General features: G+C 55.9%; 18 protein-coding genes. 9 read left to right on the top strand and 9 right to left on the bottom strand.

Going from position 1 to position 24,144, the window contains the following annotated elements:
* Positions 1 to 275 precede the first annotated feature (275 nt).
* Both malP and malQ read left to right on the top strand, forming a co-directional pair.
* Positions 276 to 2,678 carry a maltodextrin phosphorylase gene (gene malP / locus HHI26_RS08255; protein WP_171148890.1) on the top strand — a complete coding sequence of 801 codons (2,403 nt, stop codon included), beginning with the start codon at positions 276 to 278 and terminating at the stop codon, positions 2,676 to 2,678.
* Positions 2,679 to 2,687: 9 nt separating this feature from the next.
* Positions 2,688 to 4,775 (top strand): 4-alpha-glucanotransferase, encoded by a 2,088-nt coding sequence (gene malQ, locus HHI26_RS08250; RefSeq protein ID WP_171148889.1) that lies wholly within the window; start codon positions 2,688 to 2,690, stop codon positions 4,773 to 4,775.
* A gap of 649 nt (positions 4,776 to 5,424) precedes the next feature.
* On the opposite strand, the gene malG is transcribed toward malQ, so the two are convergent.
* From malG to malE, 3 genes are all read right to left on the bottom strand, one after another.
* Positions 5,425 to 6,315 carry a maltose ABC transporter permease MalG gene (malG, locus tag HHI26_RS08245; RefSeq protein WP_159337340.1) on the bottom strand — a complete coding sequence of 297 codons (891 nt, stop codon included), beginning with the start codon at positions 6,313 to 6,315 and terminating at the stop codon, positions 5,425 to 5,427.
* Positions 6,316 to 6,327: 12 nt separating this feature from the next.
* Positions 6,328 to 7,893, bottom strand: coding sequence for a maltose ABC transporter permease MalF (gene malF / locus HHI26_RS08240; RefSeq protein ID WP_171148888.1), 1,566 nt, complete (start codon positions 7,891 to 7,893; stop codon positions 6,328 to 6,330).
* 89 nt (positions 7,894 to 7,982) lie between these two features.
* Entirely contained in the window at positions 7,983 to 9,197 is a 1,215-nt protein-coding gene (malE, locus tag HHI26_RS08235; protein WP_159337342.1) for a maltose/maltodextrin ABC transporter substrate-binding protein MalE, read from the bottom strand.
* 376 nt (positions 9,198 to 9,573) lie between these two features.
* On the opposite strand from malE, the gene malK reads away from it, so the two are divergent.
* The 3 genes from malK to malM all read left to right on the top strand — a co-directional run bounded on the left by malK (position 9,574) and on the right by malM (position 13,114).
* Positions 9,574 to 10,683: a maltose/maltodextrin ABC transporter ATP-binding protein MalK gene (malK, locus tag HHI26_RS08230; RefSeq protein ID WP_133843925.1), complete on the top strand. Its 1,110-nt coding sequence runs from the start codon at positions 9,574 to 9,576 to the stop codon at positions 10,681 to 10,683.
* Positions 10,684 to 10,712: 29 nt separating this feature from the next.
* Positions 10,713 to 12,008: a maltoporin gene (locus tag HHI26_RS08225; protein WP_133844238.1), complete on the top strand. Its 1,296-nt coding sequence runs from the start codon at positions 10,713 to 10,715 to the stop codon at positions 12,006 to 12,008.
* Positions 12,009 to 12,223: 215 nt separating this feature from the next.
* On the top strand, positions 12,224 to 13,114 hold the full coding sequence (gene malM / locus HHI26_RS08220) for a maltose operon protein MalM (RefSeq protein WP_167863412.1): 891 nt from the start codon (positions 12,224 to 12,226) through the stop codon (positions 13,112 to 13,114).
* Positions 13,115 to 13,158: 44 nt separating this feature from the next.
* Here malM and HHI26_RS08215 read toward each other — a convergent pair whose 3' ends face one another.
* Positions 13,159 to 13,977, bottom strand: a complete 819-nt coding sequence (locus HHI26_RS08215; protein WP_171148887.1) for a GNAT family N-acetyltransferase — start codon at positions 13,975 to 13,977, stop codon at positions 13,159 to 13,161.
* Positions 13,978 to 14,046: 69 nt separating this feature from the next.
* A complete protein-coding gene (locus HHI26_RS08210; protein ID WP_171148886.1) occupies positions 14,047 to 14,685 on the bottom strand; it encodes a DUF4431 domain-containing protein in 639 nt (212 codons plus the stop codon).
* Between the two features lie 231 nt (positions 14,686 to 14,916).
* Here HHI26_RS08210 and HHI26_RS08205 point away from each other — a divergent pair, with 231 nt between their 5' ends.
* Positions 14,917 to 15,474, top strand: a complete 558-nt coding sequence (locus HHI26_RS08205; protein ID WP_133843914.1) for a YecA family protein — start codon at positions 14,917 to 14,919, stop codon at positions 15,472 to 15,474.
* Between the two features lie 46 nt (positions 15,475 to 15,520).
* On the opposite strand, the gene nlpA is transcribed toward HHI26_RS08205, so the two are convergent.
* Both nlpA and HHI26_RS08195 read right to left on the bottom strand, forming a co-directional pair.
* Positions 15,521 to 16,324 (bottom strand): lipoprotein NlpA, encoded by an 804-nt coding sequence (gene nlpA, locus HHI26_RS08200; RefSeq protein WP_259151110.1) that lies wholly within the window; start codon positions 16,322 to 16,324, stop codon positions 15,521 to 15,523.
* Positions 16,325 to 16,468: 144 nt separating this feature from the next.
* Entirely contained in the window at positions 16,469 to 16,726 is a 258-nt protein-coding gene (locus HHI26_RS08195; protein ID WP_133843910.1) for a helix-turn-helix transcriptional regulator, read from the bottom strand.
* Between the two features lie 121 nt (positions 16,727 to 16,847).
* On the opposite strand from HHI26_RS08195, the gene HHI26_RS08190 reads away from it, so the two are divergent.
* Positions 16,848 to 17,186: a helix-turn-helix transcriptional regulator gene (locus HHI26_RS08190; RefSeq protein WP_133843907.1), complete on the top strand. Its 339-nt coding sequence runs from the start codon at positions 16,848 to 16,850 to the stop codon at positions 17,184 to 17,186.
* Positions 17,187 to 17,253: 67 nt separating this feature from the next.
* Here the strand turns inward: HHI26_RS08190 and ampH are convergent, their stop codons facing one another.
* Positions 17,254 to 18,429 carry a D-alanyl-D-alanine-carboxypeptidase/endopeptidase AmpH gene (gene ampH, locus HHI26_RS08185; protein ID WP_133843905.1) on the bottom strand — a complete coding sequence of 392 codons (1,176 nt, stop codon included), beginning with the start codon at positions 18,427 to 18,429 and terminating at the stop codon, positions 17,254 to 17,256.
* A 93-nt stretch (positions 18,430 to 18,522) separates the two neighbouring features.
* On the bottom strand, positions 18,523 to 20,817 hold the full coding sequence (opgB, locus tag HHI26_RS08180) for a phosphatidylglycerol--membrane-oligosaccharide glycerophosphotransferase (RefSeq protein WP_171148885.1): 2,295 nt from the start codon (positions 20,815 to 20,817) through the stop codon (positions 18,523 to 18,525).
* Between the two features lie 729 nt (positions 20,818 to 21,546).
* Here opgB and HHI26_RS08175 point away from each other — a divergent pair.
* Together HHI26_RS08175 and HHI26_RS08170 are read left to right on the top strand one after the other, a co-directional pair.
* Positions 21,547 to 22,698 (top strand): autotransporter domain-containing protein, encoded by a 1,152-nt coding sequence (locus HHI26_RS08175; RefSeq protein WP_171148884.1) that lies wholly within the window; start codon positions 21,547 to 21,549, stop codon positions 22,696 to 22,698.
* A gap of 210 nt (positions 22,699 to 22,908) precedes the next feature.
* Positions 22,909 to 24,144, top strand: coding sequence for an oligosaccharide MFS transporter (locus tag HHI26_RS08170; RefSeq protein ID WP_171148883.1), 1,236 nt, complete (start codon positions 22,909 to 22,911; stop codon positions 24,142 to 24,144).

The raw sequence follows: 24,144 nt of genomic DNA, 5'->3' as shown, positions 1-24,144 counted from the left end.
CTCCGGCTACGCCCCGGTGCTCCTCCCCGTCTAATCGCTGGCGGGAGGATGTTGCACGTCGTAGAAGGCTTCAGCATAGGGATATAAGAGCTTATCCCATTAGGCTATTTTACTTGCCATTTTGGCCCTGGGCAGTGCTCAAAATCCTCACGTACTGCGTGTACGCTCCGGTTTTTCCGCGCTGTCCATGTCCAAACTGGCCGCGACAATGACGCCTACTGGGATAGGCTCTAACACTCTACTTTCCTACAGATTCCCGAATAAAGAGGCATGTGATGCAGGTGACGTTAGATAAAACACAGTTTATCGCTGCGCTAAAACGCCAGTGGCAGGGGTTCGGTTTGCAGCAGGCGCAGGATATGACGCCCCACCAGTGGTGGCAGGCGACCAGTGCGGCGTTATCAGAACAACTGAACGCACAGCCTGCACCCACAGCGACCCGGCAGCCGCAGCGCCATGTGAACTACATTTCGATGGAATTTCTGATTGGCCGTCTGACCGCCAACAACCTGATCAACCTGGGCTGGTATGACACGGTCAGCCAGGCGCTGAAAGAGCAGGGCGTTGAGCTGGCCGATGTGCTGGAGCAGGAGACCGATCCGGCGCTGGGCAACGGCGGGCTGGGGCGTCTGGCGGCCTGTTTCCTTGACTCGATGGCCACCGTCGGGCAGCCCGCTACGGGCTATGGCCTGAATTATCAGTACGGTCTGTTCCGCCAGTCCTTTAAAGAGGGCCAGCAGCAGGAAGCACCGGACAACTGGCATCGCGAAAGCTATCCGTGGTTCAGCCACAACAGCGCGCTGTCAGTCGATGTCGCCTTCGGCGGCAAACTGGTGAAGAACGCGCAGGGCGCAGAGCAGTGGCAGCCCGCGTTTACGCTGCGCGGTGAAGCCTGGGATCTGCCGGTGGTGGGGTATCAAAATGGCGTCACCCAGCCGCTGCGTCTGTGGCAGGCCACCGACGTGCATCCGTTCGATCTGACGCTGTTTAACGACGGCGCGTTCCTGAAGGCGGAGCAGAAAGGTATCGATGCCGCGAAGCTGACGAAAGTGCTGTATCCGAATGACAACCACGATGCCGGAAAACGGCTGCGCCTGATGCAGCAGTATTTCCAGTGTGCCTGTTCGGTCGCCGACATTCTGCGCCGTCATCACTTCCTCGGGCGCGCTATTCAGGATCTGCCCGACTATGAGGTGATCCAGCTGAACGACACCCACCCGACTATCGCCATCCCGGAGCTGCTGCGTATCCTGCTCGACGAGCACCAGCTGGAGTGGGACGCGGCCTGGGCGATCGTCCAGAAGACCTTCGCCTACACCAACCATACCCTGATGCCGGAAGCGCTGGAGTGCTGGGATGAGAAGCTGGTACGCAGCCTGCTGCCGCGCCACTTCTCGCTGATCAAAGCCATTAATGCCCGCTTTAAGAAAGTGGTGGAAAAACAGTGGCCGGGCGACAAAGCGGTGTGGGAAAAACTCTCGGTGCACCAGAACCGTCAGGTGCGCATGGCCAACCTGTGCGTGGTCAGCGGCTTTGCGGTAAACGGCGTGGCGGCGCTGCACTCTGAGCTGGTGGTGAAAGATCTGTTCCCGGAGTACCACCAGCTGTGGCCAAACAAATTCCACAACGTTACCAACGGCATCACCCCGCGCCGCTGGTTAAAGCAGTGCAACCCGGCGCTCTCTGCGCTGATCGATGACACGCTGAAAACCGAATGGGTGAATAATCTCGATGCGCTGCAAGGGCTGGAGCCTTTCGCCGATGATGCGGCGTTCTGCCAGCGCTATCAGCAGATTAAGCGTGATAACAAAATCACACTGGCCGCGTACGTGAAGCAGGTCACCGGAATTGTGCTTAACCCGGAAGCGATTTTCGACGTGCAGATCAAACGTCTGCACGAGTACAAACGTCAGCATCTCAACCTGCTGCACATTTTGTCGCTCTACCGCCAGCTGCGCGATAACCCGCAAAGGGATATGGCACCGCGCGTGTTCCTGTTTGGTGCCAAAGCCGCGCCGGGCTATTACCTGGCGAAAAACATTATTTACGCCATCAACCAGGTGGCAGAGAAGATCAATCACGATCCGCTGGTGGGCGATCGTCTGAAAGTGGTGTTTATCCCGGATTACCGTGTCTCGGTGGCGGAGCTGATGATCCCGGCGGCGGACGTCTCCGAGCAGATCTCAACTGCAGGTAAAGAGGCCTCCGGCACCGGCAACATGAAGCTGGCACTGAATGGCGCGCTGACCGTCGGCACGCTCGACGGGGCCAACGTCGAGATCGCCGAACAGGTGGGCGAAGACAATATCTTTATCTTCGGCAACACCGTCGATCAGGTGAAAGCGTTGCAGGCCAGTGGCTACGATCCGCTGAGCATCCGCAAGAAAGACAAGCACCTGGACAGCATCCTGAAAGAGCTGGAAAACGGCTTCTTCAGCAATGGCGATAAGCAGGCGTTCAGCCTGATGCTCGACAGCCTGCTGGGAGGCGGGGATCCGTATCTGGTGCTGGCCGATTTCGCGGATTACTGCGCCGCGCAGCAGAAGGTGGATGCCCTGTATCGCAACAGCGATGAGTGGACGCGTAAAACCATCCTCAATACCGCCCGCGTCGGGATGTTCAGTTCAGACCGCTCGATCCGCGATTATCAGCAGCGTATCTGGCAGGCGAAACGCTAAGGAGCCCCCATGGAGCACAACACACTGGAGCAGGCGGCCAGGGAGGCGGGGATCTCCTCCGGCTTTATTAATGCGCACGGGCAGCAGCAGGCGATTGCCGCGGAAACCAAACGCGAGCTGTTAACCGCGATGGGCTGGACGGGGGAGCGCCGCCAGGCCTCCACGCCCGTGCCGGGAGTAAAAGTTTTCGTCGCGGGCCAGCGTCTGGCGCTGCCCGTCGAGGGCGACGGTGAATACCTCTGGACGTTGCAACTGGAGAGTGGGGCCACCCAGCGCGGCCGGATTAGCGGCAAAATGACGCTGGCGCTGGCGGGGAAAATCCCGCCGGGTTACCACCAGCTGACCCTGACGCAGGACGCGCAGACGTGGGATTGCCGGGTGATTGTTGCCCCGAAGCGCTGCTATGAACCGGACGCCTTGCTGGCCGGAAAAAAACTGTGGGGCGCCTGCGTGCAGCTTTATACGCTGCGTTCGGACAGTAACTGGGGCATCGGTGATTTTGGCGACCTCAATCTGCTGCTGAAAAAGATTGCCGAACGCGGCGGGGCTTTTGTCGGGCTGAACCCGATCCATGCGCTCTATCCGGCCAACCCGGCGGCGGCCAGCCCTTACAGCCCGTCGTCGCGCCGCTGGCTGAACGTTGTCTATATCGACGTCAGCGCGGTGGACGATTTCAGGCAGAGCGAGGCGGCACAGCGCTGGTGGCGGTTGCCCGACACGCAGCAACGCTTAACGGCGGCACGTGCCAGCCACGAGGTGGACTACGCCGGCGTGATGCCGCTGAAGCTGGAAGGCCTGCGCCTGGCGTACGCGCATTTCCTCGGGCGTAAGCCGCAGGATGCGCAGGTTAAAGCGCTGGCAAACTTTACCCGCCAGGGGGGCGAAAGCCTGTGGTTACAGGCCGCTTTTGATGCGCTGTACGCACATCTGGTGCAGGAAAACGGCATCGCTACGGGCTGGAACCACTGGCCGGAACAGTATCATGACGCCCGCGGCCCGGCGGTGCGGGCGTTCTGCGAGCAGCACGCGCAGGAGGTGGAGTTTTATCTGTGGCTCCAGTGGCTGGCGGAAACCCAGTTCGCGCAGTGCTATCACACCAGCCAGCAGCAGCAGATGTCGATGGGGCTGTACCGCGATCTGGCGGTGGGCGTGGTGGGCGGAGGCGCTGAAACCTGGAGCGACGGCGAACTGTACTGCCTGAAAGCGTCGGTGGGTGCGCCACCGGATATCCTTGGGCCGCTGGGGCAGAACTGGGATCTGCGTCCGATGGACCCGCATGTGATGGTCAACCGGGGCTATCAGCCGTTTATCGATCTGCTGCGGGCCAATATGACCCACTGCGGCGCGCTGCGCATTGATCATGTGATGGCGCTGCTGCGTCTGTGGTGGATCCCGGCGGGCGAGACGGCGGATAAAGGCGCGTATGTGCACTATCCGGTGGACGATCTGCTGGCGATCCTCGCGCTGGAGAGTCAACGGCATCGCTGTATGGTGATCGGCGAAGATCTGGGCACGGTGCCGGTGGAGATCGTCAGCAAGCTGCGCGAGGGCGGGGTTTACTCCTACAAGGTGCTCTATTTTGAGCGCGATGAAGAGAACAACTTCCGTGCGCCGCAGTCGTATCCGGTGCAGGCGATGGCCACCATCACCACGCACGATCTGCCGACGCTGCGCGGCTACTGGCAGGCAGACGATCTGACGCTCGGGAAAATGCTCGGACTGTATCGCGACGAGAGCGTGTTGCAGGAGCTGTATCTCGACCGGGCACGGGCGCGTCAGGGGCTGCTCGACGGGCTGCATCATTACGACTGCATTCCGAAGAAAACCGGCAGCCATGCGGAGCTGATGGCGATGACCCCGGTGATTAACCGTGGCCTGCAACGCTATGTGGCCGACAGCGCCAGCGCGCTGCTGGGCTTGCAGCCAGAGGACTGGCTGGATATGTCCACCCCGGTGAACGTACCGGGCACCAGCGATGAGTATCCGAACTGGCGGCGTAAGCTCTCCCATACGCTGGAGGAAATGTTCGCGGATGACCAGGTGAATAAGCTGATTAAGGACCTGGATAAACGGCGGCGTAAGGTGTCGGTAAGCTGAGGTTAATGCAGTAAAAAGAGGGTTCCTTCTGGTGGGGGAACCCTTTTTTGTTGGGTAAAAACCATCATAATCAGGGGGCGGCCACTGAGGTATTCCTATAAAACTACACGGGCATTATCCGTGGCCGGTCTTCTGTTCCGATCGACCAGTGACGCAGGTCTGCACGATGGTCCAGGTCAACGTCAAGGGCGTTTCGCTTTCCCGCTGTGCTTCCTCAGCGCTGCTGAATGCCGCCTGAACGTCAAAACCCAGGTCAACATCCAAACCAATTCGCAGAGAGCGTCATGTTATTGCTGTTTTAAAACTTACAGCGAACAATCGTTCTGCGGGGATGGGGCCAGTCTGAGGTAAGCCGGACGTCACGCACCAGGGATGGTGCGTGCCGAGGCCCGCAGGGAGGCGGTTGTTGCCGATCCGGCGTGCTCAGACTGGCCTCAGACCTGAAGCCAGTCTGTCAGCCATTAATATTGGTGGGGAGCCCCCAGTGGGCGGCCTTTGCGAGAGGCCCTTGTAGCGTGGCTGTTCAGAACTCACAGCAGCAACCCCTCGCTGACCTGACATAAAAAAGGGCGGCTTATTCAGCCGCCCAGGACACAGGGAAAAGTACTACACCCGTTACCGGGATAACGCGCAAAAACATCGCTATAAACTAACCCTTCACCCCACCCGCCGTCAGGCCACCCACCAGCCAGCGCTGGGCAATCAGGAACACCGCCGTAATCGGGATGGCTGAGAGAATAGCGGCAGCGGCGAAGTCGCCCCACAGATAGTTCTGCGGGTTAAGGTACTGCTGCATTCCCACCGCCAGCGTGTAGCTGTTCACATCGCGCAACAGCAGCGAGGCCACCGGCACTTCGGTAATGGCGGCAATAAACGACAGAATAAACACCACCGCCAGAATCGGCACCGACAGCGGCAGCAGCACCAGGCGAAACGCCTGCCACGGCGAGGCACCGTCCAGCGCGGCAGCTTCCTCCAGCGAACTGTCGATGGTTTCGAAATAGCCTTTGATCGTCCATACGTGCAGGGCGATGCCGCCCATATAGGCGAAGATCACCCCGCCATGCGTGTTCAGCCCGAGGAACGGGATGTAAATGCCCAGGCGGTCAAACAGGGCGTAGAGCGCCACCAGTGACAGCACCGCCGGGAACATCTGGAAGATCAGCATGCCTTTCAGCAGCGAACTTTTGCCACGAAACTTCATGCGGGCAAAAGCATAGGCGCAGGTGGTGGAAAGCGCCACTATTCCCACGGCGGTGATCCCGGCGATCTTGATCGAGTTCCATAACCACAGCAGCACCGGGAACGGCGGCGGCGTCAGGCTGCCGTCACTGTTCGTCACGGTGATCCCCAGCGCCAGCTTCCAGTGATCCCAGGAGACCTGATCCGGGATCAGGCTGCCCGTGGCGAAGTTGCCCGGGCGCAGCGAGATGGTAAACACCATCAGCAGCGGGAACAGGATCAGCGCCAGAAAGCTCAGCAGTAACAGATGTGTGACCAGCAGCCTGACTTTTTGCGACCTCGGTTTTACCATTGGCATTGTTATCACTCCTTAGTCGAATTTCATGCGTGATGCTTTCAGGTTGACGACAGCCAGTGCGCCCACCAGCAGGAAGATCAGCGTGGCAATCGCCGCCGCCAGCCCGAAGTCCTGCCCGCCGCCGCCCTCAAAGGCGATGCGATAGGTGTAGCTCACCAGCAGGTCGGTGTGCCCGGCCGGGGTGGTGGTGCCGAGCATATCCGGCCCGCCGTTGGTCAGCAGTTGGATCAGCACGAAGTTATTAAAGTTAAACGCAAAACTGGCGATCATCAGCGGCGTCAGGGGTTTGATCAGCAGCGGCAGCGTAATGCGGAAGAAGTTCTGCATCGGCGTTGCGCCGTCCATCGCCGAGGCCTCGTAGAGATCGTCCGGGATCGCCTTCAGCAGGCCCATACACAGGATCATCATGTAGGGATACCCCAGCCAGGTGTTGACGATGATGATCATGCTTTTCGCCGTCCAGGGATCGCTGAACCACGCCGGTTTAATGCCAAACAGCGCATTCAGCATCAGGTTGATTTCCCCGAAGCTCTGATTGAACAGCCCTTTGAAAATCAGAATGGAGATAAACGCCGGAACGGCATAGGGCAGGATCAGCAGGATGCGGTACACCGCTTTGCCTTTCAGCTCCTCCCACTGCACCACACAGGCCAGCACCATGCCGACGGCAACGGTCAGCACCACGGTGAGCAGCGCAAAAATAACCGTCCAGACGAAGATAGAAAGGAACGGCTTCTGGATGCCGTCATCGTGCAGCACGCGCAGGAAGTTGCCCCAGCCGATGCCAACGGTAAAACCGGGGCTGAGTTTCTCTGCCTGCCATTCTCCCTGGGCGTTCACCGCCTGATAAAACCCTGTCTCGCGGTTCGGCTGATAAACCACGCCGGACTGGGCATCGGTCAGCTGCTGGTTCTCTTTGTTCAACTGATACAGCGGCTGCGTGCCGGAGAACTGGCGCAGTGAACTCATGCGCAGCGTGGCACCCTCGGGCAATCTGGCGCTTAACTGGCCGAGCGCCTGACGGTTCTGGGTGACCACGCGCAGCCCGGCTTTCTCCCCGGTGGGGGTAGCCTGCGGCGTCATGGTCAGCGTTTGGGGGGCCGACGCGTTAAAGGTGAAAGGCGGGGAAACCAGGACCTCACCGTTGTCAGGGTAAGTGAGGGCCAGCTGCCACTGTTCGCCTGCCGGATAAAGCGCAAAGTTCAGTGCTTTACCGCCCTGGAATTCACGGCCCATCAGTACCGACTGCGCACGTTCAAAGGTCAGCTGGTTAGTGCTGCTGTAGTTAGTAAACGCAATCGCAATAGTACAGACCAGCGGGAACAGCACAAATAACGCCATCCCGGCCAGGCCAGGATAGACATAGCGCCACGAATACGCGCGGCGGTTACCGTAAATGTACAGGCCGGCACTGGAGAGGATCAGCGCCAGAACGGCAAAGAGATATTCACCCTGCGCATACATCAGCACGATCAGATAACCGGTTAAGCAGGTGAGCAGGCCAATGGCCAGCCATTTTATCACCTGACGCAACGGCCATTTTTTGTCAGCGGTCAGACCGGTTTGGGCTACTGGCATAGGGGCTATCCTTGTAGTAACGGCAGGGAGCGGGTTGGCTCTCTGCCGTTTATTTCATGACCTCAACGGCATCAGTCAGTTAACGTTAATTACTTGGTAATGCGTGTTTCAACGTCCTTCAGCGCCTGCTCAACGGTCTGACGGCCATTCACCGCATTAATGATGGCGCTGCGCTCGGCATACCAGAACGCACTCATCTGCGGGATATTTGGCATGATTTCGCCGTTTTTCGAGTTCGCCATGGTGGCGGCGATGCGCGGATCTTTCTCTAACTGTTCCTGATAGGATTTCAGCGCGACCGCGCCCAGCGGTTTGTCTTTATTGACGGCGCTCAGGCCCTCGTTGGTGATCAGGTAGTTTTCCAGGAACTCTTTCGCCAGTTCTTTATTCGGGCTGGCGGCATTGATACCGGCAGTCAGCACGCCGACGAACGGCTTAGACGGTTTGCCATGGAAGGTGGGCAGGAGGGCAACGCCATAGTTGATTTTACTCTTGTCGAGATTCGACCACGCCCACGGACCGTCGATGGTCATGGCGGTCTGGCCTTTATTAAAGGCGGCTTCGGCGATGGAGTAGTCGGTGTCGGCGTTGATGTGTTTGTTTTTCACTAAGTCGATAATGAACTGTAAACCGGCTTTGGCACCGTCATTGTTCACGCCCGTGTCTTTGATGTTGTATTTGCCGTTCTCATATTTATAGGCATACCCGCCGTCAGCCGCGATGACAGGCCAGGTGAAGTAGGGTTCCTGCAGGTTCCACATGATGGCGCTTTTGCCTTTCGCCCGCAGCGAGGTGTCCAGTGCCGGGATCTCTTCCCAGGTTTTCGGTGCCTCTTTGATCAGGTCTTTGTTATAAATCAGCGACAACGCCTCCACCGCGACCGGGTAGCCGATCAGCTTGCCGTTGAAGGTGACGGCATCCCAGGTGAAGGGGAAAATCTTATCTTTAAAGGCCGCGTCCGGGCTGATCTCAGCCAGCAGGCCGGACTGCGCGTAACCGCCGAAGCGATCGTGCGCCCAGAAAATGATGTCGGGGCCGCCACCGGTCGCGGCCACCTGTGGGTATTTTTCTTCCAGCTTATCCGGGTGCTCGACGGTGACTTTAATGCCGGTGTCTTTTTCAAATTTCTTACCGACTTCCGCCAGGCCGTTATAGCCCTTGTCACCGTTGATCCAGATGACCAGCCTGCCTTCTTCGATTTTGGCAAACGCAGAGGAAGAGAGCACCAGCGTCGCGAGCGCGGTGAGGGCCAGGGTCTGTTTAACGACTTTTTTAACGAAAGGAACCTTGATGCTGAGAGTCATAATCCAATCCTTTTTTATCCTGTTAGGAGTCGGTATTGCTCGTGTCACAGAAGGAATGACAGGGTACGGCGCCAGTGTGGATTCAACCTGCTCTGCCTTCATCATCCCCCCCTCTACGCCCCCGGCCCTCAGAGTGTGATCCCACCGACACTCTCAGACGTTATGTGGTGGAAGGCTCAGTTTGTGGCTTCATTTTTTGCTACCCCGATCACGAATTTGAGCGGGGCAGTGAACTTTCAGCCGTTGCCATGAAGTGACCGTCCTCCCTGCGCCTCCGCCATGAAAAACTTTGTTACGGGTGATTACGTTTACCCACCACTCCTTCACTCTTCGTTGCATCGAGTTTTCTCGCAGGCGTCAAGTACAGGAGTTCAGGATGGCGAGCGTTTCCCTTAACAGCGTGTACAAAGCGTTTGGCAAGACGGTGATTTCCAGTGATATCAACCTGGAGATAAAAGAAGGCGAGTTTGTGGTGTTTGTCGGGCCTTCCGGCTGCGGCAAGTCAACGCTTCTGCGCATGATTGCCGGCCTTGAGGACATCACCTCCGGTGAGCTGAAGATCGGCGATAAACGCATGAACGACGTGCCGCCCTCAGAGCGCGGCATCGGCATGGTCTTTCAGTCTTATGCGCTCTACCCGCACCTGTCGGTGGCCGAGAACATGTCTTTCGGCCTGAAGCTGGCCGGGGCAAAAAAAGCCGAAATCAATCAACGGGTCAACCAGGTTTCTGAGGTGCTCCAACTGGCCCATTTGCTGGATCGCCGGCCAAAAGCCCTGTCGGGTGGGCAGCGGCAGCGCGTGGCGATCGGTCGTACGCTGGTGGCGGAACCGACGGTGTTCCTGCTGGATGAACCGCTGTCTAATCTGGATGCCGCGCTGCGCGTTCAGATGCGTATCGAGATTTCCCGTCTGCATAAGCGCCTCAGGCGCACCATGATTTACGTGACGCACGATCAGGTGGAAGCGATGACGCTGGCCGACAAGATCGTGGTGCTCGACGCCGGACATATCGCCCAGGTCGGTAAGCCCCTTGAGCTGTATCACTACCCTGCTAACCGCTTTGTCGCCGGATTTATCGGCTCCCCCAAAATGAATTTCCTGCCGGTCAAAGTCACCGGAGCGGAACCCACGCGTGTGCAGGTTGAGCTGCCTAATCGTCAGCAGGTCTGGCTGCCTGTAGAGGGCACGGAGGTGATCGTCGGCAGCAATCTGTCGCTGGGCATTCGTCCTGAACATCTGCTGCCCAGTGACGTGGCTGAGGTCACGTTGTCCGGTGAGGTACAGGTGGTTGAGCAGTTGGGTAACGAAACACAGATTCATATCCAAATTCCGGCCATTCGTCAGAACCTGGTGTACCGCCAGAATGACGTGGTGCTGGTAGAAGAAGGTGCAACATTCGCCATTGGTTTGCCGCCACACCGCTGTCATCTGTTCCGCGAAGACGGAACGGCATGTCGCCGGTTACACCCGGAACCCGGCGTTTGAAAGCACGCGATCCCCTACAGGAGAAAATGATGAGAACAATGCGTATTGCTTCCCTGTCGCTGGCAGTGGCTGCCGGTATCCTTTCTACACAAGCGATGGCGGTTGATTTTACCGGTTATGCGCGTTCGGGCATTGGCTGGTCCGGCAGCGGCGGCGAGCAGCAGTGCTTCAAAGCGACCGGGGCAGACAGCAAATACCGTCTGGGTAACGAGTGCGAAACCTATGCAGAATTAAAACTGGGCCAGGAAGTGTGGAAAGAAGGGGACAAGAGCTTCTACTTCGATACCAACGTGGCCTATTCCGTTTCACAGCAGAATGACTGGGAGTCAACCGATCCGGCTTTCCGCGAAGCGAATGTGAAAGGGAAAAACCTGATCGAATGGCTGCCAGGTTCTACCATGTGGGCCGGTAAGCGCTTCTATCAGCGTCATGACGTCCACATGATCGACTTCTACTACTGGGATATTTCCGGCCCGGGTGCCGGTCTGGAAGATATCGATCTGGGCTTTGGTAAGTTGTCTCTGGCGGCAACGCGTAACACCGAAAGCGGCGGGTCGTTCGGCTATATCGCCGACCAGCGTAATGAAGTGGCCACCTCGAATGACGTGTTCGACGTGCGTCTTGCCGGGCTGAATACTAACCCCGGCGGCGTGCTGGAGTTGGGCGTGGATTACGGACGTGCTAATGCGCGTGATGGCTACTCCCTGGCGAACGATGCCACCAAAGACGGCTGGTTGCTGACGGCAGAACACACGCAGAGTATCTATAACGGCTTCAACAAGTTTGTGTTGCAGTATGCGGCAGACTCGATGACCGATCCGGGCCAGGGCGCGGCAAACGGCCACTCTAACGGCTCGGCGATCAACAACAACGGCAGCATGGTGCGCGTGCTCGACCACGGTGCGATTGATTTCAACGACACCTGGAGCCTGATGTATGTGGGCATGTATCAGGACGTTGACCGTGATAACAACAACGGCACCACCTGGTACACCGTGGGCATGCGTCCAATGTACAAATGGACGCCGATCATGAGCACCCTGCTGGAAGTCGGTTACGACAACGTGAAGTCCCAGCGCACCGGCGATCGTAACGGCCAGTACAAAGTGACCCTGGCCCAGCAATGGCAGGCGGGTAACAGCATCTGGTCACGCCCGGCCATCCGCGTGTTCGCCACCTATGCGAACTGGGATGAGAAGTGGGGTTATGACACGGATACCGGCACCAGCAATGGGTTAGCGATGAATGACACCAGTGCGCGTACTTTCAGCCGTGGCAATGATGATGAGGTGACCTTCGGCGCGCAAATGGAAATCTGGTGGTAACTTTTTCCTTCCTGTTTCGCGCTGCTGATGCGTTGGCTGCGCGGCCTCGCCCCGGTCACGTAGTGATCTACGCTCCCGGGGACTTGGCCGCTTGCCGCCTTCCAGCAACACGAAACAGTTTGGAAAAAGCCGCGTTCAACATGAGCTAAGAAGCGCTGGCTGGCGGTATATCAGTGGATAGCCGCCAGCCTTCAGGTGATCAAAAGGAAACAACCATGAGAAAAAATCTGCTGTCACTGTGTTTGTCGCTGAGCCTGCTGGCGGCGTTGCCTGCCGGGGTTTACGCCGCGCAGCAGGATGCCAGTACCGCACCGGCGATCGCGAGCCAGACCTTACACACGCTTTCATGGACGCCGCTGGTGCCGCCAGTGACGCAGGATGTGACGCTCGGCACTGCCAGCGCCACGATTAATCAGGGGGATATTCAGGGGGCCGTTGCGGCCTTTGCACTGCCTGCCGACCGGGGATCGCTTGAAATCACCCTGAGCAGTATTGCGACGGGGAAAACGGTGTATGCACCGAATGTATTAGTGCTGGATGAACAGATGCGTCCGGCGGCTTTCTACCCCTCCAGCTACTTCCCGTATCAGCAGCCGGGCATTGTTTCCAGCGATCGTCTGGAAGGCACACTGAAACTGACGCCTGCGCTGGGTCAAAAACAAATTTACCTGCTGGTGTATACCACGCGTCAAGATCTGGCAGAGACAACGCAGATGGTGAACCCGGCGAAAGCCTATGCGGCGGGCGTGGGTAACGCTGTGCCGGATATCCCGGACCCGATTGCCCGCCATACGACAACGGGGTTGCTGAGCCTCAAAGTGTCTGCCGAGCAGAAGAGTGGCAACGTGATGATTGGTCAGGTCTTCCCGTCATCGGCCCCGGCGGCGGCACCTGTCATGGTCGGCAGGACAGCTCCGGCAGCGGCGCCAGCCGTGACGAAGCCGGACGCACCGATGCTCGACGATTCTGAACGCTACTTTAATGACGCGATTTCGAAAGCAGTCAAAGCGGGTGATGTTGATAAGGCATTGAAACTGCTGGATGAAGCGGAGCGTCTGGGCTCGAAAACGGCACGCAAAACCTTTATCGACAGTGTTAAGCGCTGATTTCTCAATCCTGACTGATGCCGAGCCTCCCCGCTCAGGGGAGGTTATTTATCCAGACTGCTCACCATCTCATACTGCTGTAATGCCACCTGCTGATACCCCGCCTGAATAAACAACGGGGCAAACCTTTCCGGCACAGACACCGGCGTGCGGATCCCCGGATAGTGCGCATTTATCTTACCCAGTATCGTACGGGCCCGCCCCTGATGGCGGAAATCGGGCTCGACAAACAAATAGCGCAACTGCGGGGCACCCGTCAGCCAGTCAATCACGGCCCATGCCTGCTCGCCATCGCGAACCACCTGGCAGGGCAACGCGGGAAAGGAGAGAGGGTCCAGCAGCCACGGGATCTCATTCTGCGGGGCGCGCCAGATAGCACGTAACAACGCGTCGGTAGTGGCGATGGGCAGCGGGCTTGTCGGGCCGTTGGGTGACTCCTGACCCGTAAAGCCCAGCAGTGTCTGCCGGGTTTCAAAGCCCAGCGCCTGGTAAAGCGCCACCGCCGCACGGTTTTCAGCAATCACTTCCAGCGCAACCTGAACATAGTTTTTTTCAGCCAGCCGGGATAACAGCGCCAGCATCATTGGCTTCGCCAGCCCGTTGCCGCGAGCGTCCGGGTGCAGCGCAAAGGCGGCGATGCGTGCCCGTAGGCCTCGGGTCGTGACCAGCGCAATGGCGATCGGCTGCTCTCCCTGCATCCACACCAATGACTCAGTGAAATTCAGCCCTTCGGAACAGAAGCGCGCGGCGAAATAGTCCGGGGTGACCGACAGCGGTACGACATACTGCTGAAAGCAGGTGGTCATAATGTCACTGAGTTGCACAATACTGAAATGACTCGCAGGGACGAATAGCGGTGACATAGTCAAACTCCGTTTTGGGGAGGGTTGCTCAACGATAGGCGATAACCGCGTTTTATGCGCGCCGGGAGACTATTCCGCCTCCAGTTTCCCTACCCCAATCATCATCGGCGTATGGTGATGACCCGTCTCGGCAAACAGCAGTGAACCGTTAACGCGCACGCGCTGGCCGATCAGGTGGCGATGGGTTTTATACATGCCTGCCTGCACCAGCAGTTGCATCTGTGCCTGGTCTCCCCAGTTAGCAGCATCATCCGCACACACTGGCTTATCCGCCTGCAATACCCAGTAAACCTCGGCTTCATCGCCTTGTTCAACGCTCTCGTAGTTCGGCGGGCCGGGGAAGGTGATGCGCAGCAGCTTACCTGTCAGCGTCACTTCAGTGCCTTCTTCCGGGCAGGCGGTGGGGGGCGGAGTGGTCAGCGCCACATATTTTTGCTGTGAACGGCTGTACCACTCGCTCAGGCAGGCGGCGGTCTTGCACTGCTCGCGCAGCGCCCAGTTCTCTTTGGTCATCTGCCGGAATTCACTGCTGTTGCCGCTGGCGGTTTTGGCCTCGCGGTAAACCTTTGCCAACTGGTCGTCAGCCTGGGACAGGGCAGGCGTGGTGCAGATCAGTTTCTCGCTGACGCTGCTGGCTTTGGTGCAGTCAAAACTCGCCGCATGGGCGCCCAGGGAAAGGGTAAAGCAGAGTAACGCTATCCGTCTCATGGTGTATCCATTGGAATATTTTTACCGGATGTTAATAGCCTGAACCGCCGCGCAGATCCAGTAAAAACGCACGGCCTCAGCCTGGATGCCATCGGGCAGGGTGAGCACGCCACCGCGTTAACCGCAAATATAACGTGATGGCGGTGGCTTTTTCCCTGCCTGGCAACCAAAATACCCCCCATAAACCGGTAAACGCCGGGTGAAAACCGATATGCGTAGCGAGGTAACAGCATGCAACAAGGACCATTGACGGAAGAAGAGCTGGAATGGCTGGACGATGTCTTAATCAAATATGGCAGCGAAGAGTCGGTGGTGGATGCCTCTGAACTGGATGGCCTGTTCACCGCTATTCTCTCCGGTCCGGTGCTGGTTGAGCCGCAGGTCTGGCTGCCGCTGATTTGGGGTGGCGAAGAGAATGACCCGGAATGGGAGTCGGATGAAGAGTTTGAGCAGTTTATGGATCTCATCGCCCAGCATATGAACGATATCGCGGACCGCCTGAATGAATATCCTGACCAGTTTGAGCCGTTGTTTGGCCTGAACACGGTGGACGATCAGGAGTTTGTCGTGGTGGAAGACTGGTGTTGCGGTTATCTGAAAGGCGTGGCGCTGGGCGACTGGTCGTCACTGCCGGCCACCTTGCAGCCTGCGCTGGCGGCGATTGCCCTGCACGGCGAGGAAGAAAACCTCTCCCAGCTGGAAACGCTGACGCCGGAAGCGTACGAGCAGAGCATTGAGGCGATCCGCCCGGCGGCGATCGCTCTCCATGCGAAGTGGTTATTGCACTGAGTAATACGTCAACCATGCGGCTTACCGCGTGGTTGACGCTTTCCGCTTACCAGCCCGCTACCGCACCACCGTTGAAGATCTTATCCGCCGCGGCCGCCACTTCAGGTGACTGGTAGGATTTGATAAAGTCACGCACGTTTGGCGCGTCTTTATTGTCTTCACGGGTCACGATGATATTGACGTACGGCGACTGTTTATCCTCGATAAATACGCTGTCGCGTACCGGGTTCAGGCCAGTTTGTTGCAGGTAGGTGGTGCTGATAATCGCCACGGTCACCTGAGCGTCATCCAGCACGCGCGGCAGCTGCGCGCCTTCCATTTCCATAATCTTCAGATGCAGCGGGTTGGCCGTAATATCCACCGCCGTTGGCAACAGTCCGGTATCCGCTTTCAGCGTGACCAGCTTCTCTTTCTGCAGCAGCAGCAGCGCACGCCCGAGGTTGGTCGGGTCGTTCGGAATGGCGATGGTATCACCGTCTTTCAGCTCGCTAATCTGTTTGATTTTTTTCGAATAGCCCGCCATCGGGAAAACAAAGGTATTCCCTACCGCGACCAGGGTGGTGCCTTTGGCCTTGTTGTCCTGTTCGAGGAACGGACGATGCTGGAACACGTTGGCATCGAGATCGCCGTGCGCCGTGGGGTCATTCGGCAGCAGTGAACCGCTGAATCCCACCAGTTCCACCTCCAGCCCGTACTTCTCTTTCGCCACGGCTTTGGCTACTTCGGCCACATCCTGTTCAGCGCCGTTGATCACACCGACTTTAATCGTGTGGGCATCGTTATTTTTCTGGTCACAGCCTGCGAGCAGAATAGCCAGCATCAGCGCGGCAGTTTTGACAGTACGGCTCAGGGTAAGATCCACGTTATTTTCCTTAATTTCAATAAGCTGAAGGCGTAACAAACAACCGCAAACGAGGCACGGAGTCAATGTCGGGGCTTATGATAAAAAGGGTGGCGTTATAACCAGAGATTGTAAGGCAGGGCGGGCACGGGATTAAGGTTTTTTGGTCTCAGGATGCCACAAACGCACCAGCTCGGCCAGTTCATCTTCAACCGTGTAAAAATAGCAGGAAGGAACACTCAGAACTTCAGCCAGGCGGCACATCAGTTCAAAGTCAGGGACGTGTATACCGCGCTCATATTGGTTCATCCGTGCGCTGGCGGTAGCTTCGTCAATCCCTGCTAAAACACCAAGCTTCTGTTGTGATATCCCTTTCCTTACCCGGGCTTCTTTCAAACGATGTGGCAGCATGTCGATCCTGACTTCTGAATAATTAACAGGATTCTCTTAGCTGCTCGTGTAAAATGTACTAAGTATTGCTTAGTGTTGAATTTGGAAGATAACAGGAGTTGGCTTACAAGCAGAGGAAGGCATGAAGAAAAAAACTGATATGCACCCCGCCGATATCATCGCGGCGATCAAGAAACGGCAGACATCGCTGGCGGAGTTATCCCGCAAGGTAGGATTATGTTCGGGAACACTGGCTAATGCCCTGAAAAGGCCCTGGCCAAAAGGGGAGTTCATTATTGCCGCTGCACTGGGAATCCATCCGTCGGAGATCTGGCCCAGTCGGTATTACGATAAACGTGGGCAACTGCTGGCGCGTGAACAGTTGTTGAGAACCCCCAGACGGCATCATGTGACGCCGTTGCAGGTCGAGGAACACAGTCAGCCTCAGTCAGTACCTGGGGATGAGCTCAGACAGGATTAAACGTCTCGCAAATTGCAGATGTCCCGCGACAGGCGCTGGCGTAACAGCGTCTGTCGCAGGGAAGGGATCAGTTAGCCATAATGCTGGCGGCCAGCTGGGCACTGCCAGAGGTGTTGCCAATCAGTTCGGTCAGCAGGTTGTTTACGCCGTCACTCATCGGTGTAAAACGGGTCTCCGGTGAGCGGGCGACCACGATAAATACCCCGACACTGTACTGCGGCACCATCGCCATATAGGTGATGAAACCGCCGCCGCCGCCGGTTTTTTCAATAATGCCAGGGCGGCCGTCACGCGGTGCCATATACACCCAACCCATTCCCAGTGCATCGGCGCGGCCCGGTACATCCATCCCATCGACTTTGGTTAACTGACTGCGCTGATAAATCATGGTTTGCAGACGGTCTGCCTGTGGGCTGCGGCTGTGAACATCAGAGGCGAGGAACTGCTGCATCCAACGGCCCATATCATCCGGTGTGGAGTAAACGCCGCCGCTGCCGATGGCTGCCAGCGAGTTATTGCACGGGCTTGGGCTTTTGGCCGGGATCATCAGACGGCCACACTGCTCAGGAGAAGGCGTAAAGGTGGTGTCTTTCATCCCCAGGGGACGGGTGACTTTTTCCTGCAACAGCGCAGGATAGGGTTTGCCCCCGGCGCGGGCCAGCGCATCACCCAGCAGGTCAAAGCCGAGGTTAGAGTAACCTGCCCGTTCACCCGGCGCCCATTTAAGCTGTGCGGTGCGCAGCCAGTTCCAGCGCTGACTGTTGGTCGGCCAGGTAAACACAGCGCGATTCGCTTTGCCGCCGGGTTGCTCACGCGGTAAGGCGCTGGTGTGGGTCGCCAGGTTGATCAGGCGAATCGGCTGGCCGTTAAAGCTGGGCACCTTGCTGCCAGGCGGGGCGAATTTACTCAGAGGATCGTTAAGCTGAAGCCGGCCTTCTTCGGCCAGTTTGACCATCACTTCGCTGGTCATCAGCTTGCTGAGCGAGGCAATGCGCACCAGTGAATCTTTTTGCGGTCGTTGCGCACTGCCGGGACGTGTGACTCCGCGGCTGACAAAAATTCGCTGGTTGGCATCAATCGCCACCATTGCCATACCGCTGGCTTTGGTGTTGTAGAAAATATTGTCGGCGTAGCGTTCGACCGTCTGCGACGCCAGCAGCGGATCGGGCTTGGGTTGTGCCTGGCTTTGCAGTGGCAGCGCCAGCGCAGGGAGCAGCAGAAAAGCATAAAGCGATGATTTCAAAGGGCGTGCATCCCTGTCAGTAAATGGATAACGCTTTATAGTAGATTTTCTGATTTTATCTGCAAGTTTTTCCTGTGGAGAAAACGTGCCCTGTCAGGGCTGCGGGGTAACCCGCAGACTGACAAGGCCAACGCCCAGTTTTCGGGCCGCAAAGCCATCAATAACACCCACGCTGGACTCCACCGGCGCGGGAGGTATGATCACAATGTCGCGCACCTTCCCGGGATTGCTGACCTGAAGCGTCAGCGTGCTATCCTGCTCGCCAAAAGTGACCTGTTGTTGCCACTCGCCTACCTTGACGGTGATCGGCCGCAGGGCATTCTCGCCAAAGGCACGCGCGGTCAGCGTCAGCGTAAAGTCGGCAGGTAACGGCTCCAGATACTGCACGGTAATCTGTGGCAGCAGATTGGCATCGGACCAGCGGCCCCAGGGCTCAACGTAGGAGAGACCCGACACTTTCTGTACCTGCTGTGGCAGGCCAGGCAGGTTAAACAGGATGCTGTCAGAACGATACTTGAGGTCGACATCAGCAATCTGTAATTGCGTGACGCTGCGCTGATATTGTTCATCACTCGATACGGTTTTCGCCGGGAAGGTAATCTTGCCGAGCGTACCGCCCGCCTGAACCTCTGAGATCGTCGGGGACGTATTCAGCGTACCGTTCGCCACACACAGGCCGCTGTGCATCGCCAGCTTCTCATCCCACACGCTGCCGATCTTGTAGCAGCGATCAATCCAGACAAACTTTTCATCAGGCGCGAATTTTGCCAGTTGCTGCTTCAGTGGCGTGGCAAGCCAGGTATCGAACTTCGGTTCAATTTTGCCGGGCATCACGGAGAGCAACAGCGGTAGCTTGAAATGTGAGCCGGAGAAACTAAAGGTATTTTTCTCCGTATCGACTTTGTAATCAGAGATCGTTTTCGGGAAGTTCCACAGCTGGATCACGTCCGGCTTCCACTGATTAATTTTCTCTTTGATATTGAGATAAGTGGTGGAAAGTGAGGTTGACGACAGGCTGCTGCGGCCCAGGCCGATAAAGTTATCGCCGCCCATGGCATCCAGCACCGTGGCACCGTTATCCAGCGTGCTGCGCTTAACGTTGATGATCCGGCTGCTGACATCATCACCGCGCAGCATAAAGAACAGATCGCGGCGGTCGTGCTGATTCAGGTATTTAAACGCCGTGTTGTTCATTGCCAGATGATCGGAGCTGACGACAATAATGGTGTTTTTAAAGTACGGTGTGGCACGGATTTTCGCGATAAGTTTTGCGATATGCTCCTGACCGCAGGCCACGGCGGCGAAGGATTTGTTCTCTTTGCCTTCAAACGGATACGACTTGCGCTGGCAGCTGCGTGAGATAAATCCATCGGGATGATGAGTATCCACGGTCAGGGCAAACAGCGAGAACGGCTGGTTTTTTTGCGCCAGTTCGAGGTATTTCTCAAACACGATGTCGAGCACGGTATCGTCGTACCAGCCCCAGTCATTACGGTATTTCGGGTCTTTGACCACGCCTGAAAGCTCTTTAAAGCCATACATATGGTCGAAGCCGTGGGACGACAGGAACAGATCTTTTCCGGCAAAACTCAGGCTGGCACCCTGGTAAAAATAGTTCTGATAGCCAGAGGACTTCAGAATGTCACCCAGGCAGATGTTTTGCGGGTAAAAGCTGGACAGTGAACTGGAGGCGTTGCCGTCAAACGGCGCAAACAGCGGGATGCCGCACTGCGAAGCCACCATACCGGCAATGGTGTATTCGGTGCCGGGAAGCTGTTCGGTGTTGCTGAAGTCCACCGCGCTGTTTTTGATATCAGACAGCTCCGGGGCCAGTTTCGGGAACGCGTTTTCATCAAAGTAGGTGCGCTCCAGGCTCTCCGCGTAGATATAGACCAGGTTCGGACGCTCGCCGCGCAGGGTTTTTCCCGGCACTTTGTAGTGGGCGTCAAAGTCCGACTCCCCTTTGCTGACCTGTGACTTTATTAATGCAGTCACTTGTTGATACGCCGGTGTGGTTTTTATCGATGCCAGCGCCAGCAACAGTGCCAGCGCACTATAAAGTTGACTGTAATTGTGGCTTTTTCGCAGTCGTAATACCCAGGATAATAATAAAAAAACCAGGAATAAACTTATTAATAGCCCGACTGCCGGCAGAATATACTTCTGTAATCCGGCACCGCTCAGGCTGCTGGTAATCGTATAAATCACCGCGTCATTAATGCCTTCACCGGTAAAATAGTTACTGGCAAACAGGGACGCATTAAGAATGATATAGATGCCGAGCAGAGCCAGCACCGCAGAAAACCACAGCTTATGACGTCCCGCCTTCCATGCGTAGAGAGAAGCTGATGCAGTAAAAAAGAGTAGCGATAACCATTCTGAAACCATGAGATCGATTTTTACCCTGTCTGTGACGCAATCCTTGTCAGGTGCCTGCGAAGTGATGAATCAAAAATGTAACGAATTAATTTAACGCAACAAATTATCCCTGGCAACATTCAAGGTGGACAGGAAAATGTGAGGTTACAGGGGGTTGGATCACTGTGGTTTAGCCTTTGTTTAAGTTAATGTGGCGAAATCCGAATAATTGATAAGCAGGGCGTGCAGACGGATCGGCTGATGTGTGAGGGCGACATACGCGGCGAGACAAGGTGGCTGCGGGTCAGGCGGGCTCAGGGTTGCCTGTTACGGTGAAACGAGGGGGCGTGAAAATTAATAGTGTTAACCTTTTCCCCGTCGGGAAAATAATTAGAAAAATCAGATTTGGCTCACACATTCCGGCCACTGCCGGGAAGCTTCTTCGATTGTCTGGCCGGATTCCCGCTCAGAAAACGGGTGCCGCCGCAGCGTAAAACGGCCTGTGCAGAGAAAGAATGACGAGAAAAGATGTTTTCTGTATTCCCTGCATCAATCAGATATATCTACCTATTTTATAAAAATAACAAAAATAAAGCACAATATGATTAATTATATGACTAAAGTTACCCTTTGAAATGTTTGCTTAATTTATTTTCGGCGTAAACAGCACAAAACAGTACAGCAGATGAGTCTTTTTCAATTCGGTTCAGGCTACTATTTTTGTGCTATTTATTTGACTATATTACGCAGGAATAAAAAATGTTAACAAAGATGCGCATTTTAACTCAGGCCATTGGTCTGGGGCTGATTGTCGGCAGTGCTTCATTTGCTGCCCAGGCTGAGATTACCGTACTGAAGCAGGACCCTCAGGCCGGTGACCCCTTAAGCCGTCTGAATTTTACCGTGGGCGGCAGCATTCGTCCTCAGTTCAATAATATGACCGGCGATGGTGATAAAGGTTCCTATAAAAGAAATGGTTTTGATGGCGGTACCCGTTTCCGCTTCGCCGCTGATTATTATCTGTTTGATGACATTAGCTGGATCAGTTATTACGAACTGGGTGTCAATATTCCGGCGCTGGTTGGTTGGGATAATCATCATGCCGAGGGGGCAAATAATACCTCGCGCCGTATGTTATATACCGGCCTGAAAAGTAATACCTGGGGCCAGTTGACCTTCGGCCAGCAGAATAGCGTTTATTACGATGTGGTGGGGGCCAAAACTGATATCTGGGATTACGACATGGTAGGCCAGGCACCGGGTAACGGCATTAACGGCGATTACGACGGTTCTTACCGCTCACGCAAAATGCTGAAATATAAAAACACCTTTGGCGATGCCGATGTCTATGCCTCTTACCTGTTCTCTGACAGCGACTATCTGCCAGGCAACGGCCTGCGTTACAAGCGTGAAGGCGGTGGCTCACTGGGTGTGGATTACCACATCACCAAAGACCTGACGTGGGGCACCGCGTGGAACTACACCCGTGCCGAAATGCGCAATCCGGGCAACAGTGATGAGAAGACGTACGATCAGAACATCGTAGGTACTGCGCTGAGCTGGCAGCCGGATAACTGGACCTTCACCGTCGGTGGCGGCTGGTACGATAACTTCCTCACCACCAAAAAAGCCGATGTGAATAACTACTTTTCGGGTAACGCGTGGGGGATGGAATACCTCGCCGGTTATACCGTGCCGGTCGGCGCTTATGGCCTGAAGTCTGTGATGCCGTACGTGATGGGCGACCGTCTGCAGTATGTCACCGGGCGTGATTACCAGCGCATTGATAACGGCGTGGGGGTGACCTTTAAACTGGATTACGGTTTCCGTGTTGATTATGAACACGTGTTTACCTCCAGCACCGACGATCTGGGTGATATGAACCTGGTCCGTCTGCGTTACGACTTCTAAGTCTTTACTGGCGCTCTGGTATTAGCCGGGGCGTCAGTGTGCTTTCCCACGCGTTTTTCCTCTCCCCGGCGTGAGTTACCTCACAAACCTTTCGGTAGCAGCAGATTTTTCTATGTTGCCAGCGTGTCACTCCTGCTTTGTCGAATTAATTGGCGTTAAGTTAGCGCATCTCATAACGGTAATCAGGCCGTCATATGGAAGAGGTGCATCATGTTTAAGATTGAAAAAAATTATTTGATGTGTTGCCTGTTTTTTTTGTTTTTCTTTATTGGCTGGGGCAGTTGTTATCCGTATCTTTCATTGTGGCTGACCGATACCATCGGCATTGATTATGCAGATGTGGGGCTGGTTTATTCCTTTACCGCTATTGTTTCTGTCTGCGTACAACCCCTGTTTGGTTTTGTTGCCGATCGTCTGGTATTTCGTAAGCATCTGATGTGGATGCTGGCGATCATTATTACGATTTTTGCTCCTTACTGGATTTGGGTCTTTGCTCCACTGTTAAAATATAATGTGATCCTCGGTGCATTTGCCGGGGGTGTGTATATCGGCCTGGCATTTGGTGCGGGCTGTGGGGTATGCGAAGCCTATATTGATAAAGTCAGCCGTATGACCGGCTTTGAGTTTGGCCGCGCCCGGATGTTTGGCGGAATTGGTGCTGCGATTGGGACGTTCCTGGCGGGCGAGCTGTACGGGATTAACCAGGATTATATTTTCTGGATGGCCAGCGCAGGGGGGATTGCCCTGATGCTGATTGTCTGGAAAACCGATCCGAAGGTGGCTGCCGTTGCCAGCGCTGCTGTCGCCCCCCGCACACCGGTGACGTTGCAGGATGTTCGTAACCTGCTAAAACTGCGTAAGTTCTGGTTTTTCTGCCTCTATATGGTGGGCGTGGGCGCCGTGTATGAGACCTACGACCAGCAGTTTGCCATCTACTACAGCCATTTTTTCTCGTCTAAAGCGCGCGGCGCTGAAGTATTTGGCTATCTGTACACCGCGCAGATATTTCTCGATGCCGTGGTGATGTTCTTTGCGCCCTGGTTCGTCAATAAAATAGGCCCTAAAAATGCACTGATTTACTGTGGTCTGATTATGAGTCTGCGTATTATTGGTTCCGCTTATGCTGTCGGACCGGTATCCATTAGCGCAGTGAAAATGCTGCATGGTTTCGAAAGTTCGGTATTTTTGGTCGCGGGATTAAAATATATCATCGCCAACTTTAATCCCTGGTTATCTGCCACGGTTTATCTGATTGGGTTCCAGTTCTCTAAACGCTTCAGTGAAATTTTCCTCTCCAGCGGTATTGGTCATATGTACAAAAATATGGGCTTTGCTGATAGCTATATCATTCTTGGCAGCGTTGCACTGGTGTTTACCGCTATTTCATTCTTCACGCTGGAAGGCACTCGTTTGTTTTCCCGCCGCAATCATATTATTACTGAATAA

Origin of the sequence: Erwinia sp. JH02 (assembly GCF_013074405.1) — a bacterium.
Classification (GTDB): domain Bacteria; phylum Pseudomonadota; class Gammaproteobacteria; order Enterobacterales; family Enterobacteriaceae; genus Erwinia; species Erwinia rhapontici.
This window is presented reverse-complemented; position numbering and strand designations above follow the sequence as displayed.

Excerpts from the sequence above, each read along its gene's own strand:
- malP (WP_171148890.1), top strand. The coding sequence starts at position 276 with ATGCAGGTGACGTTAGATAAAACACAGTTTATCGCTGCGCTAAAACGC.
- malQ (WP_171148889.1), top strand. The coding sequence starts at position 2,688 with ATGGAGCACAACACACTGGAGCAGGCGGCCAGGGAGGCGGGGATCTCC.
- malG (WP_159337340.1), bottom strand. The coding sequence starts at position 6,315 with ATGCCAATGGTAAAACCGAGGTCGCAAAAAGTCAGGCTGCTGGTCACA.
- malF (WP_171148888.1), bottom strand. The coding sequence starts at position 7,893 with ATGCCAGTAGCCCAAACCGGTCTGACCGCTGACAAAAAATGGCCGTTG.
- malE (WP_159337342.1), bottom strand. The coding sequence starts at position 9,197 with ATGACTCTCAGCATCAAGGTTCCTTTCGTTAAAAAAGTCGTTAAACAG.
- malK (WP_133843925.1), top strand. The coding sequence starts at position 9,574 with ATGGCGAGCGTTTCCCTTAACAGCGTGTACAAAGCGTTTGGCAAGACG.
- HHI26_RS08225 (WP_133844238.1), top strand. The coding sequence starts at position 10,713 with ATGAGAACAATGCGTATTGCTTCCCTGTCGCTGGCAGTGGCTGCCGGT.
- malM (WP_167863412.1), top strand. The coding sequence starts at position 12,224 with ATGAGAAAAAATCTGCTGTCACTGTGTTTGTCGCTGAGCCTGCTGGCG.
- HHI26_RS08215 (WP_171148887.1), bottom strand. The coding sequence starts at position 13,977 with ATGTCACCGCTATTCGTCCCTGCGAGTCATTTCAGTATTGTGCAACTC.
- HHI26_RS08210 (WP_171148886.1), bottom strand. The coding sequence starts at position 14,685 with ATGAGACGGATAGCGTTACTCTGCTTTACCCTTTCCCTGGGCGCCCAT.
- HHI26_RS08205 (WP_133843914.1), top strand. The coding sequence starts at position 14,917 with ATGCAACAAGGACCATTGACGGAAGAAGAGCTGGAATGGCTGGACGAT.
- HHI26_RS08195 (WP_133843910.1), bottom strand. The coding sequence starts at position 16,726 with ATGCTGCCACATCGTTTGAAAGAAGCCCGGGTAAGGAAAGGGATATCA.
- HHI26_RS08190 (WP_133843907.1), top strand. The coding sequence starts at position 16,848 with ATGAAGAAAAAAACTGATATGCACCCCGCCGATATCATCGCGGCGATC.
- opgB (WP_171148885.1), bottom strand. The coding sequence starts at position 20,817 with ATGGTTTCAGAATGGTTATCGCTACTCTTTTTTACTGCATCAGCTTCT.
- HHI26_RS08175 (WP_171148884.1), top strand. The coding sequence starts at position 21,547 with ATGTTAACAAAGATGCGCATTTTAACTCAGGCCATTGGTCTGGGGCTG.
- HHI26_RS08170 (WP_171148883.1), top strand. The coding sequence starts at position 22,909 with ATGTTTAAGATTGAAAAAAATTATTTGATGTGTTGCCTGTTTTTTTTG.